Here is a 12,400-nt window from a genome sequence, read left to right as displayed (position 1 = left end):
ACTCAAGGCGCCGGCGATGCGATGGGCTGGTCCGGTTCGAGGGTGCCCCGATAGGCGACGATCAGGCCGACGAGCGGCATCGCGACGGTGACGTCGAAGGCGAAGCGGCCTTCGATCTGCGTCTCGAAGGATCGGCCCGCCGGGAGGAGGCTGCCGGGCATGGGGATGCCGAGGAGGGACCACCGGCGCGGCACCAGCACCAGCCGTTCCGCATCGCGGACGAGCGCCATGGCGACCCGGACGATCCCGAAGCGTTCCACGAGGTGGTATTCGTCCCGTCCCGATCCGGCGGACTGGATCGACGTGAAGACCTGTCCGCCGAAATCGCGGGTCCAGCGCTCGCATTCCCCCTCGGGCGTGAACGTGACGCTGACGGGCACGCGCGCGGCCGCTGCGGGAAAGCGCAGGGCCGCGGCGATCATCCGGGCGATGGGGCCGGGCCCGCGCCTGACCTCGGCCAAACCCGTCCAGCGCCGCGTCCCGGTCCCGTCATGCAACGCCCGCACCTGGGGCTGCAGCGCATCGAAGGCCGATCCCAGCAGCCGGCGGAACAGCGGATCGTCGCGGCGATCCTCCTGGAAGCCCGTGACGATCGCACGGCCCCGGAACAGGGCGTCGTAGTCGCTCAGTTCCAGCGCCCGGACGGCGGACCCGGCCCCCGGGGTCGGGCGCTCGCCGCTGAGCCGCTTCCGGATCAGGGCCTCGATCGCCATCGAGGGGATGAGGGGGCCGTCGTCGCCCTCGGCCAGGAGGTGCCAGCTGCGCACCACCGTGCGGCCCTCCCGGCGGCCCCGCACCCGCAAGACCATGCCGCCGCGATGCGGGCCGAAGCGCAGGCGATTGAGAACGGCGTGGAACGGGCGGGCGAAGGGCGTCAGGGCCGGCAGCCCGAACCGCGCCCGCGCCGCGGCCAGGAGGTTGAGGAGCCGGTGCAGGCTCTCGGGCACCGGCCCCGCCCCCATCCAGATGTCGGTCAGGGCGGGGTGCTCCGGCGGGATGACGCGCAGGTCCGGCACGTCGACCAGCGAGAAGCGGAGGTTGGGCAGGGGCAGGCAGCCCGGAACCGCCACGGTGAAGCGGCGGCTCTCCGTCAGCCCCAGGCCGGTCGCTGGGCGACCCGCACGCACCAGGCTCACGGGGTCGCCCGCGTAGCCGAGCACCGCCCGCATGACGTTGAGCCCGATCCCCGCATGGGGCGAGGGGGCGATCCCGCCCTCGACGGCGTCGATGTCCATGCTCGACGCCATCGCGCGCAGGACGGCGGCCGTCAGCACCGGGAAGCTGCTGACGCCGGACAGCACCGCCACCCCGGCGGCCCGGGCGCTGGCATCGAACCGGGCCACGCCGAGGACGAAGTCGGCTCCGTCCGCGAAATCCAGGTAGTCGATGCCCGCCGCGATGCAGCCCTCGATCACCCGATAGCGGTCCGCGCCGTAATCCTGGAACGGTCCGGAGGCATCGACGACGAGGTCGGGACGGTGCGCGCGAAGCCCCTCGGCGATGTCGCGCCGGTCGAGCGCCAGGGGCCGCAGGTGGGGCAGGCCCTGGTAGGCCGCGCAGAAGGCCCGCGCGCGGGTCAGGCTGCGTCCGCAGACGAGGAGCTCGAGATCGTCGCGGTCGCCGAGCAGGTGCGCGAGGCGTCCGCCGAAGACGCCGTAGCCGCCCAGGATCAGGATGCGCACGGGCGCCTCAGCCCCGGCGTCCGGCGGCATGCCGGGCCGGTGCCTCCGCGGATCGCGCCGCCGCCCTCACAGGATGCGATCCCGGTACTGGGGCGGGGCCACCCAGCACTGTTCCCGCCGGCCGAACCAGCGGTAGCGGTTGCGTGCGATCCAGCGGTAGACGGGGTCCCGGAGGACGGCCGGGACGATCCGGAACAGCGTGGCGAGGCGCCAGGGAAAGCCGAGCCCTTCGTAGATGCCGAGGACCGCGTCGCTGTCGCGGCGCATCCGCGGGCCGTCAAAGAGCAGCATGCTGGCCGGATCGTCGGGGTCCAGCCCGTATCGCCGGTAGAGGGCCTGGCCGACCGGTCCCTGCATGGAGGCGAGGCGGAACAGGGCCTTCCGGTCCCGTTCCAGCACGAAGCGGGCATTGGCCGAGCACAGCACGCAGGCGGCGTCGAACAGGATGATCGGGTGGCCGGTCTCGTCGCCGGATGGGGGATTCGCCTTCATGACGGGAGGGTATCCGGTCCGGCCGCCCAGTGGGAGACGGGATGCGCCGCCCGCCGCCGGGCGCTTCAGCACGCTTGCACCCGCGACCGGCCCCGGGCATCGCCCTCGACGCCCCTCGATCGAGGAACCCGCCCCGTGAAAGCTGCCCCGTGAAAGCTGCCCCGTGAAAGCTACCTCATGAAAGCCGCCGCATGATCGTTCGTTCGCGCCCGAGCCTGTTCGACATCCTGTTCACCCTGCGCGGATCGATCCTGCCCCAGGTCGCCCTCAAGGTCCTGGGGATCACCTTCGTGGCCGTGGTCGTGGTGGCGGCCGAGCGGCGCTGGCCCGAGGCGTTTCCGATCACGGCCGGGGTCGGTCCCTTCACCCTGATCGGCCTCGCCCTGTCGATCTTCCTGAGCTTTCGCAACAACGCCTGCTACGACCGCTGGTGGGAGGGCCGCCGCGCCTGGGGCAGCCTCGTGGTGGAGGCACGCGGCCTCGCCCGGCTCCTCAACGCTCTGATGCCCGGCGCGGCCGAGGAGGCCCTGCGCGGGCGCTGCCTGCGGCGTCTCTCGGCCTTCGCGCATGCCCTGCACGCGCAGCTGCGCGGGCGCGCGCCGAATGTGGCCGCCGGCCCCTGGCTTCCGGCCCGGGAAGCCGATGCGCTGGCCCGGCATCCGAGCGCCGCGGACGCGGTGCTGGCCGGGCTCACCGGCGATCTCGCGGACGCCTATCGCCGGGGCGCCCTCACCGACGTTCTCTTCGCCGCCCTGGAGCACAAGATCGCCGCCCTGGCGCAGGTCCAGGTGGTGTGCGAGCGCATCCAGAACACGCCGCTGCCCTTCGCCTACACCCTGCTCCTCTACCGCACGGCCTGGGTCTACTGCCTGCTGTTGCCCTTCGGCCTGGCCGCTTCCCTGGGCTGGGCGACGCCGGTGGCCGCGGCCCTCGTCGCCTACACCTTCTTCGGCCTCGACGCGCTCGGCGACGAACTGGAGGAGCCCTTCGGCCTGGCGCCCAACGACCTGCCGCTGGACGCCATGCTGCACACCATCGACGGCATCGTCCTCGACGCTCTGGGCGAGACCGCGCCGCCGCCCCTGGAGCCGGAGCGGTATCTGCTGACGTGAGGGTCGGTCGCGTGCCTGAGACTTCGCCGAGCGGTTTTCTTCACCGACGTCGGGAAGGGGTGGAGAGCGGAACCTGACCTTCTGCCCTGAATCGGACGTTCCAGTTCCAATCCTATGCGAACAGGACGAGAGCGCAGCAGGGCGTAATCATCGAAGTTGAGAAGAAGTGATACTACCAACGCACGTCATCGTCGCGCGTTGGGCTGCAATACTAGGATACAAACTTCAGTTGGTATTCTTCCGATAAAGTTCGCTCAAACCGGTCTGCATCAGGAAATATGTCTGAAGCAGATAGCCATGGCGACTTGTAGGATACATAAACTTGGATACCCAACGTTTTATGGATGCGCCAATTTGAACAAAGACGGTATACAATCAAAATCTTTCCGGTATGTTCATTGATATCTGAAGCGTATATTGCATCAATTGTATCCCAGCCTTCCGATCTCAACACATTTAAGCTGGATTTAAAGGAATCTTTCCGAATAAGAAGAACTAAATCCTCGTCAGACATATTTAGTAGCTGATATCCAAGCAAGGCTCGTATGCAACCGCCCTCAGCTTTTTTAACTGATTCCAAATCCATCAACATCTCCGTTAATGACCAGCTTATCTAGCGCATATTTTGTAATTTCCGTTTCCCAGCCGAGTGGTCGAAAATCGCTATCCATTCAACTGGCTCTAACCGGACCTTCTTAGGGTCTGCTAAGGTTCGATGGCGGACGCTTCACTTCGCGTCCGCCCCCGATCCGACCGCTCAATATTCCCAGAAGATCCGCTGCAACTCCTTCGAATCCTGCGTCTTCGTGAGCGCCACGGCGGCCAGGATCTTGGCCTTCTGCGGGTTCAGGTCGTGGGCCACCACCCAGTCGTACTTGTCGTCGGGCTGCTCGGCGTTGCGCAGGACGAAGCCGTCGCCGACGCGGGAGGAGCGGATGATCTGCACGCCCTTCGAGCGCAGGTCCTTGAGGGTGTCGACGAGGTAGCCGGCCACCGAGCCGTTGCCCGTGCCCGCATGGATGATCGCCTTGGCGCCCCCCGCCACGGCTGTGGTGTAGGGCTCCGGGTGCATGTTGCCGGAGCCGTACACGATGGCGACCTCGGGCAGGCTGTCGATGGTGTCGATGTCGAACTCGGAGGTGGTGCCGTGGCGCTTGACCGGCGCGCGGAACCAGTAGGTCTTGCCCTCCACCACCATGCCCAGCGGCCCCCACTGGCTGAAGAAGGCCGAGGGCTTGATGTTGACGCGCTTGGTGGTGTCGCGCCCCGCCTGGATCTCGTCGTTCATGGTGAGCAGCACGCCCTTGGCGCGGGCATCCTTGGCGCCCGCCACGGTGACGGCGTCGAGGAGGTTGAGGGCGCCGTCCGCCGAGATCGCGGTGGAGGGCCGCATCGAGGCCACCATGACGATGGGCTTGTCGGTCTTCACCACGAGGTCGAGGAAGTAGGCCGTCTCCTCCACCGTGTCGGTGCCGTGGGTGATGACCACGCCGTCGACGTCGTCGCGCTTGACCAGGGCGGAGACCTTCTTGGCGAGCTCGATGAGCTGCGCGTTGGTGAAGCTCTCGGAGGCGATCTGGAAGGCCTGCTCGCCGCGCACCTCCGCCACCTGCGCGATCGCCGGCACGGCGGCGATGAGCTTGTCCACCGGCACCTTGGCGGCCTGGTAGGTCGCGCTGTTGGCCGCGTCCGCGCCCGCGCCCGCGATGGTGCCGCCGGTCGCCACGATGACCACGCGGGGCTTGGCCGCGGCGGCGGGCGTCGTGGCGGTCGCGCCGGGCTTGGGTGGCGTCGGTCCCTCCAGCGCACGGGCGGGGAGGGCGGTTCCGGCCATCAGGACCAACAGGGCGATCGGCAGGGTACGGCGCATGGGAAGCCTCGGGTCGTTTCGGAGGCGCCATTGTGGCCCGGCCCGGCGATCAGGCACAGCCGAAAATCACGGCCGCCCGCGCTCAATGCCCGGGCAGGCGCGCGGTCACGGCGCGCCGCCCTTGCCTCCGGGGCGTCGATGCTGCGCAGTCGGCCCGGATCCGATACGACGTAGCGACCATGACGATTGATCACATCGATCTTTCCCGCGTCGACCTGAACCTGCTCGTCGCCCTCGACGCGCTGCTGGCGGAGCGCAGCGTGACCCGTGCCGCCGCCCGCATCGGCATCGGGCAATCGGCGATGAGCAGCAGCCTCGCCCGCCTGCGCACGCTCTTCTCCGACGAACTCCTCACCCGCGCGCCCGAGGGCATGCGCCCGACCCCGCGGGCGTTGGCGCTCGCCGAGCCGGTGCGGACCCTGCTGCGGCAGGTCCAGGCCCTGGTTCGGCGCGACGACGTCTTCGATCCCCGCACGGTGACCCGCACCTTCACCATCGGCCTGCCCGACAGCGCCGAGGTGCTGATCGGCCCGCGCCTCCTGGCCCATCTGCGCGCGGAGGCGCCGGGCATCAGCCTGCTCCTGCGCTCCATCGATCGCATCCGCATCCTGCAGGAACTCGATGCCGACCGGGTCGACCTCGGCATCGGCTTCTTCACGGAGGGGCAGACCCACCACAAGCAGCGCCTGCTCTACCGCGACAGCTATCTCTGCATGTTCAATGCCGACCTCGTCGGGCTGGCGCCGCCGATCTCCCTCGACGAGTACCTGCGCTTTCCCCACGTGCTCACCAGCCTCAAGGAGACCGCGCACGGTGTGGTGGACGATGCCCTCGCCCGGCTCGGGCGCAGCCGGACCCTGGCGGTGACGACGCCGCGCTTCCTGGCGGTGCCGTTCCTGGTCCGCAGCGCGCCCGTGCTGACCACGATGCATTCCCGGCTCGCCACCTTCTTCGCCGGGGCGCTCGGCCTCACCGTGAGCCCCGCTCCGGTGGATCTCGAGGACGTGGCGATCTCGATGCTCTGGCACGCCTCCTACGACGACGACCCCGCCCATCGCTGGCTGCGCCGGACGCTTCTGACCCTGGTGGAGGAGCCGACCGGAACGATCTGACCTTGCCTCCGGAACGCAGCCACGGAAGCGGCACAATCCTGCGTGATCTCCGTTGTGGCGTGAGGATTCGCACGGATGGGACTGCCCGGAGGGCGGGACGCGTTACCGTTCATCAACCGTTCGGTGATTCCCTCCGACAGTGACGCTTCTCGATTCACACACGGTCTTCGGGATCAAAGGAACGGAGCTATGAAGAACTCGCTGGTCGCGGCCCTCGTGGCCACCACGGTCGCCGTCGCGGCGATCCCGAGCGCCCAGGCGCGCGATGGCATCAGCCCGGGCGGCGCCGCTGCCCTCGGCGTGCTCGGCGGCCTCGCCGTGGGCGGCGCCATCGCCTCGTCGCAGAACGACGGCGGCTACTATCCGGGCCGCCCGGTGTACCGCGCCCCGCGCCCGGTCTATGTCGAGGAAGAGGTCTGCCACATGGAGCGCCGCGGCTACGTGGACGCCTACGGCTACGAGCACATCCGCCGCGTCCGCGTCTGCGAATAGGACGCATGGAGGGAGGGGCCTCGTCACGGGGACCCTCCGCGCGGAGGCCATGCCCGCGACAACGAAGAAGGGCCCCGCCATTGCGGCGGGGCCCTTCTTGTTTTGAGCCTTGCTTCGTTTCAGCCTTGCCTCGTTTCAGCCTTGGCGAGGTCCGATCCGCGTCACCACTTGTAGCCGACGCTCGCGATGATCCGGCGCTGCGTGCCGTAGAAGCAGGCATTGGCCGAGGAGCAGGACGCGACGAACCGGCGGTCGCCCGCGTTCTGGATGTTCACGGCCGCGCGCCAGCCGTCCCGCTCGTAATGCACCGCCGCGTCGAAGGTGACGTATTCGGGCACCGTCAGGGTGTTGGCGACGTCGGCGTACGAGCGCCCGACATAGTTGACGCCCCCGCCGAAGCCGAAGCCCCGGAAATCGCCGACGGGGATCGTGTAGTCGGCCCAGAGCGAAGCGAAGGTCTCCGGAATGCCCACCGGCGTCTTGCCGAGGTCGAGCGTGGTGCCCTCGATCGTGCGCAGGCCGTAGAGCGTGTAGGACGCCACCACGTTCAGGCCCTCGGCCAGGGTCGCGACGGCGGAGGCCTCGAAGCCGCGCGAGCGCACGGCGCCGATCTGCAGGTTGTTGAAGATGGAGTTGGGATCCGGCGTCAGCACGTTGGAGCGCACGAGGTCGAAGGCCGCCACCGTGAACAGGGTGTTCCAGCCCGCCGGCTGGAACTTGGCACCGATCTCGACCTGCTCGCCGCGATCGGACTTGAACGGCCGGTTGTTGGCGTCCGCGCCCGCGGTGGGATTGAACGAGGTCCCGTAGGTCACGTAGGGCGCAAGCCCGTTGTCGAAATTGTAGATCAGTCCGAGGCGGCCGGTGAAGGCGCTCTCGTCCTGGCTCGTCGAGAGCGACGGCGTGAGCTTGTTCTGCAGGTCGTTGGTCACGAAATCCTGCCGGCCGCCGATCAGGAAGGTGAGGTGATCGGTCAGCGCCACCTGATCCTGGGCGTAGAGGCCGACTTGCTGCAGCTGCTGGTTCAGGACCCGGTAGGACGCGGGCGTCGTGCTGAACTGTCCGTAGCGGGGCGCCAGGATGTTCAGGGAGGGCACCGGCACGTCCGCCGGGAACGGCGTCGAGGCCTGATTGTCTGACAGGCTGTAGCGCTTGTAGTCGACGCCCATCAGCAGCGTATGGCCGAAGACGCCGTCGCTGAAACGGGCCTCGGCCTGGTTGTCGACGGCGAACAGGCCGGCATGCGGCGTGGTCAGGAAGCCGTAGCGGGCGAGTTCGGTCTCGGCGGCATTGGCGTAGCCGTTGCCGACGTAGCGCGAATCCCGGACCTCGGTGAAGGAGTAGCGGAAGTTCTGGCGCACCGTCCAGACGTCGTCGAAATGGTGCTCGAACTCATAGCCGAGATTGGCCTGGTTACGGGTGTAGCGGTCCACCAGGGGATCGCTGGCATTGAGGCTGCGCGCGATGCGCAGGCCCGACGCGTTCGGCCGCACCGTGCCCGAATAGGGCAGGAACTGGCCGGCACCCCCGGTCTCGTCGCGCTGGAAGCTCGTCAGCACCGTGAAGGTGGTGGCGCCGTCCGGCTTATAGGTGAAGGAGGGCGCGATGTAGTAGCGGCCCTCGGGGGCGAAGCGCACCTGCGCGTCGCTGTTCTGCAGGCGCCCGGTCAGGCGGTAGAACCAGTGGCCCTCCGCATCGGCCGGGCCGCCGAGGTCGAAGGCGGCGTAGCGCTGGTTGAACGAGCCGCCGCCGAGTTCGAGGTAGCGCAGGGGCTCGGCGGTGGGGCGCTTGGACACGACGTTGACGAGGCCGCCCACGGGGCTGCCGCCGAACAGGGTGGCGGCGGGGCCGCGCAGCACCTCGATGCGCTCGGCGCCGAACGGATCGATGCGAAAGTTCGCGAAGGCCGTCTGGAAGAGCTGCAACCCGTCGCGGAACAGGCCCGTATCGGTGGCCGAGAAGCCGCGGATGAGGAACCAGTCGAGGCGGGTGTCGGGGCCGAACTGGTTGGCGTAGACGCCCGGCGTGTAGCGCAGGGCCTCCGCCACCGTCTGCGAGCGCTGCGCCTCGATCTGCTGCGCGCCGATCACGCTGATCGATTGCGGGGTGCGGAGGATCGGGGTGTCGGTCTTGGTCGCGCTGGCGCTGCGGGTCGCGACGTAGCCGTCGACGGGGCCCCGCGCCGTCTCGGGCGCCCGCGTGCCCGGGGCTCCCACGACGCCGTTGCCGTTTCCGCGTGCGGTGCCCTCGACACTCAGGGTCTCGAGGGTGACCGCGGTCTGCTGGGCGCGGGCCGGCACTGTGAGTGCTGCGAGCGAGAGCCCGGCGAGCGCCCAGCGAACGCGTGACGTCGGACGCATCCGAGATGCGGACATGATCCTGGATCCTTGCGAGAACGCAGCACGACGGGCTCGCCGACAGGCGAGGAAAGACGCGAATGCGCACATTAGAATTGATGTAAAGTATTGATATACAACGTGTTTCTTTAATTGGGCTATCGCCGGCCACTGAGGTTTGCAAGAGCCCCGGATGTAACTCCCGCTCTCCGTTGCCGCCAAACCACAGCTTCGCCGGGCCCGCATCGGGGGCGTCCGCGAGTCGTGTCGCGCCCGTCCTGCGAAAGGTCGGCCGGAACGTGGATGCGCGGAGCGATGCTGGGCATCCGCTTCAAGACCCGGGGGCGACAGGGCGTGAGCCTGACGGAACCTGTGGACGAGCCTGCTTCGCCTCCGCGCGCGGAGGCCGTTCGTCGATCGCTCTTTACCGGTTGAATGTGCCGGTTCGCGCGTGTCGATGCCGCCGCGTGGCCGGCGCCCGCCGATACTGGGGGACTGGAGCGCGTCCCCCGACGTCGGTGCTTCCGCTCAGAGCGGCTGGTACGTGTGCTCCTCGGCCGGGAAGGTCCCGGAGCGGACCTCCTCGGCGTAGTCCTTCACGGCGGCCTCGATCTGACCGCGCAGGGTGCCGAAGCGCTTCACGAATTTCGGCACGCGGTCGCTCAGGCCCAGCATGTCCTCGAGGACGAGGATCTGGCCGTCGCAGGCCATGGTGGCGCCGATGCCGATGGTGGGCGTGGTGATCTCGGGGGCGGTGGCGATGGCGCGGGCCACCGGTTCGACGATGCCCTCCATCACGATGGCGAAGGCGCCCGCGTCGTTGATGGCGCGGGCGTCCTGCATCAGGCGACGCTCGCCGTCGGCCTCGCGGCCCTGCACCTTGAAGCCCCCCATGGTGTTCACCGACTGGGGCGTGAGGCCGATATGGCCCATCACCGGCACGCCGCGCTCGACCAGGAACGCCACGGTCTCGGCAAAGCGCGCCCCGCCCTCCATCTTGATCGCCCCGGCCCCCGTCTCCTTGAGCACGCGGGCGGCGTTGAGGAAGGCCTGCTGCGGGCTCGCCTCATAGGAGCCGAAGGGCATGTCCACCACGATCAGCGACCGGGAGGTGCCCCGGATCACGGCCTGCGCCTGGACGATCATCATCTCCAGGGTCACCGGCAGGGTCGATTCCATGCCATGCATGAGCATGCCGAGGGAATCGCCGACCAGGATGAAGTCGCAGTAGGGGTCGAGGATGCCGGCGGTGTGCGCGTGATAGGCGGTCAGCGCGATGATCTTTCGACCCTCGGCCTTGCGCTTGGCGAGGTCGATCGCGCGGATGCGGCGGGACTGCACGGCTTGCGACATGGAACTCCACCCGGCTGTCTCGGGCCGCCGGAACGCGGCGGTCGGTCTGCTGGTGGCGCCTCTATACACCGCCCCGGGCGGGATCGCGCACCGTGACGTGACGGACCCGGTGCATTGTCGCGCAGGCAAAGCCTCTCGCGACGCGCGAGGTCCACGCATCGCGGATCAACGAACGGCCAGAAATACACATATCATTAGGATCAAGACATGTGCCCTTGAAGTCTCGCCCGGGGCGCCGATAACAGCGATGGCGTCGCTGCTTCATGCTCTCTCGGGGCGTTTCCTCCCTAGACTTCCGGGCGCCTGACGGTGCCTTTCTTCCGCCACAACCGGATCGCTGTCAACTGCGGCCGCGCTTGCGGTCCGGCGGAAGGGTGCGGATTTTTCGGGCGCGTACAAGGTGGCGGCGAGAATCGCGGGGCTTCCGGTCGGGCCGCGCCCGGGTCCTTCCGTGCCGCGACCCCTCCGTCAGCGCTGCGCTTCGCCCTCCGCCCGCGCCGTCCAGGCGGAATCCTCGGGGATCACCGTGGTGGGGTGGCGCTCCTGCCAGCCCTCGATGCCCTCGGGGAACCAGTGCACGCGGGTGTAGCCCTGGAGCACCAGCCGCTTGGCCGCGTTCCAGCTGCCCCAGCATTCGGGGTGGCAGAAGGCCACGACGGCCCGGCCCTTGTCGCCCCCGGTCAGCTCCGCGACCCGCTTCAGGAAGAGCGCCTCGTGGGCGGGGTCGAGGGGCGCGGCGCCCGCATTGGCCATCCAGACCGCGCCGGGAACGGAGCGATGGGCCGGCAGCCAGGGCCGGTCGGCGGGAAGGCCCGCCGGGCGCCGGTCGGCCAGGGACACGTCGAGGAGGACCGGCCGGTCGCGGGCGATCAGGGCATCGAGGGCGTCGATGTCGATCACCGTGGCCCCCGACAGGGTCGCGGGGGTGTAGCCCCGCTGCGGCCCGGTCCAGATCCCGTCGGGCTCGGGCACGTTCACGGGAGAATCGGCCGGGCCGGCCGCCGCCAGCAGGAGGAGTGCGGTCCCCGCGGCCGCGATGCGGAGGAGCCGCTGCCTCATCGCGCGGACCCGCTCAGTTCGTGGCGCTCGGCGCCGTGAAGCTGTGCTCCCAGCGGCCGTTCTGGTTGTCGGAGGCCACCACCTTGATCGGGCCCTGGCCCCCCGGCTGCAGGCCGAAATTGATCACCGGGTTCGAGGAGATCGAGATGTCGCCGTCCAGCGTCAGCACGGTCTTGTCCCCGCGGGTGATCGCGACCTTGTTGATGTAGCGGGCCGGCGTGTAGTCGCGGGTGACCTGGTTCATCTGCATGCCGCTGAAGTTCGGGTGACGGATCATCAGCGTCGCCTCGACCGGGCGGCCGGGCTGGGCTTCGGCGAACTTGAGCTTCATGTCGCCCATGCCCTTCATGGCTTCCTCGTCGCTCATGCCCATGGGGGCCGAGCAGCCGCCGGAGGCCTTCACGAACTTCGTCGTCTCGAAGAGCTGGCCGTCCCGGGTCTCCACCACCGCGTGGATGTTGGTGTAGTTGTTCACCCGCACCCGGAGCTTGATCTCGCCGGCATCCGCCCCGGGACCGAAGGCGATGTGGGCGGCGTAGGGTGACGGGTTGTCGTCGATGATGAGGTGGACGGCCGCGACCCGGTCCTTCTCCGGCATGGTCAGGGTGATCGGCACCAGGGAAGCGTCCAGCGCCCGCACCGGCGCGTCGACCTTCACGAGGCTGTCCGTCGCCGTGATGGTCTTGTCGCCGAAGATGGACTTCTGGATCTCCTTCCAGCGCGCGAGCCGCTCGGCCTCGTCGTCGGAGGCCCCAGCGGCGTGTACCGGGCCCGGCACCAGCGCCGCGCCGGCGGTCGCCAGGGGGACGGCGAGCGTCAGGGCCGCCAGGATGGAGCGAAAGAGGACGGTGCGGTTCGCGACGGGTTTGGCAAGGGGACGGATCATGGCGTT

General features: G+C 68.9%; 11 protein-coding genes. 3 read left to right on the top strand and 8 right to left on the bottom strand.

All coding sequences use genetic code 11. From position 1 onward, the window contains the following. Positions 1-2: 2 nt before the first annotated feature. Positions 3-1,712, bottom strand: coding sequence for an SDR family oxidoreductase (locus MKK58_RS19140; RefSeq protein ID WP_243913837.1), 1,710 nt, complete (start codon positions 1,710-1,712; stop codon positions 3-5). A gap of 36 nt (positions 1,713-1,748) precedes the next feature. Further along, on the bottom strand, positions 1,749-2,174 hold the full coding sequence (locus MKK58_RS19135; protein WP_243913835.1) for a thiol-disulfide oxidoreductase DCC family protein: 426 nt from the start codon (positions 2,172-2,174) through the stop codon (positions 1,749-1,751). 191 nt (positions 2,175-2,365) lie between these two features. Here MKK58_RS19135 and MKK58_RS19130 point away from each other — a divergent pair, with 191 nt between their 5' ends. Next, complete coding sequence (locus tag MKK58_RS19130) at positions 2,366-3,286, top strand: bestrophin family protein (protein WP_243913833.1); 921 nt, start codon at positions 2,366-2,368, stop codon at positions 3,284-3,286. 211 nt (positions 3,287-3,497) lie between these two features. On the opposite strand, the gene MKK58_RS19125 is transcribed toward MKK58_RS19130, so the two are convergent. Then, positions 3,498-3,872, bottom strand: a complete 375-nt coding sequence (locus tag MKK58_RS19125; protein ID WP_243913831.1) for an NADH-quinone oxidoreductase subunit C — start codon at positions 3,870-3,872, stop codon at positions 3,498-3,500. Between the two features lie 171 nt (positions 3,873-4,043). Next, the gene (locus MKK58_RS19120) at positions 4,044-5,156 is read right to left on the bottom strand and encodes a type II asparaginase (RefSeq protein ID WP_243913828.1); all 1,113 of its coding nucleotides are present in this window, start codon (positions 5,154-5,156) and stop codon (positions 4,044-4,046) included. Between the two features lie 179 nt (positions 5,157-5,335). On the opposite strand from MKK58_RS19120, the gene MKK58_RS19115 reads away from it, so the two are divergent. Next, a complete protein-coding gene (locus tag MKK58_RS19115; RefSeq protein ID WP_243913826.1) occupies positions 5,336-6,268 on the top strand; it encodes a LysR family transcriptional regulator in 933 nt (310 codons plus the stop codon). Between the two features lie 189 nt (positions 6,269-6,457). Then, positions 6,458-6,760 carry a hypothetical protein gene (locus MKK58_RS19110; protein WP_055947116.1) on the top strand — a complete coding sequence of 101 codons (303 nt, stop codon included), beginning with the start codon at positions 6,458-6,460 and terminating at the stop codon, positions 6,758-6,760. A gap of 161 nt (positions 6,761-6,921) precedes the next feature. Here MKK58_RS19110 and MKK58_RS19105 read toward each other — a convergent pair whose 3' ends face one another. From MKK58_RS19105 to MKK58_RS19090, 4 genes are all read right to left on the bottom strand, one after another. After that, complete coding sequence (locus tag MKK58_RS19105; RefSeq protein ID WP_243913824.1) at positions 6,922-9,135, bottom strand: TonB-dependent siderophore receptor; 2,214 nt, start codon at positions 9,133-9,135, stop codon at positions 6,922-6,924. Between the two features lie 489 nt (positions 9,136-9,624). After that, on the bottom strand, positions 9,625-10,449 hold the full coding sequence (gene panB / locus MKK58_RS19100) for a 3-methyl-2-oxobutanoate hydroxymethyltransferase (RefSeq protein WP_243913822.1): 825 nt from the start codon (positions 10,447-10,449) through the stop codon (positions 9,625-9,627). Between the two features lie 468 nt (positions 10,450-10,917). Next, positions 10,918-11,508 (bottom strand): rhodanese-like domain-containing protein, encoded by a 591-nt coding sequence (locus tag MKK58_RS19095; protein ID WP_243913820.1) that lies wholly within the window; start codon positions 11,506-11,508, stop codon positions 10,918-10,920. A gap of 13 nt (positions 11,509-11,521) precedes the next feature. Then, entirely contained in the window at positions 11,522-12,394 is an 873-nt protein-coding gene (locus tag MKK58_RS19090) for a quinoprotein dehydrogenase-associated SoxYZ-like carrier (RefSeq protein WP_243913818.1), read from the bottom strand. Positions 12,395-12,400: the final 6 nt, after the last annotated feature.

It is taken from the genome of Methylobacterium sp. J-078, assembly GCF_022829285.1.
Taxonomy (GTDB): domain Bacteria; phylum Pseudomonadota; class Alphaproteobacteria; order Rhizobiales; family Beijerinckiaceae; genus Methylobacterium.
This window is presented reverse-complemented; position numbering and strand designations above follow the sequence as displayed.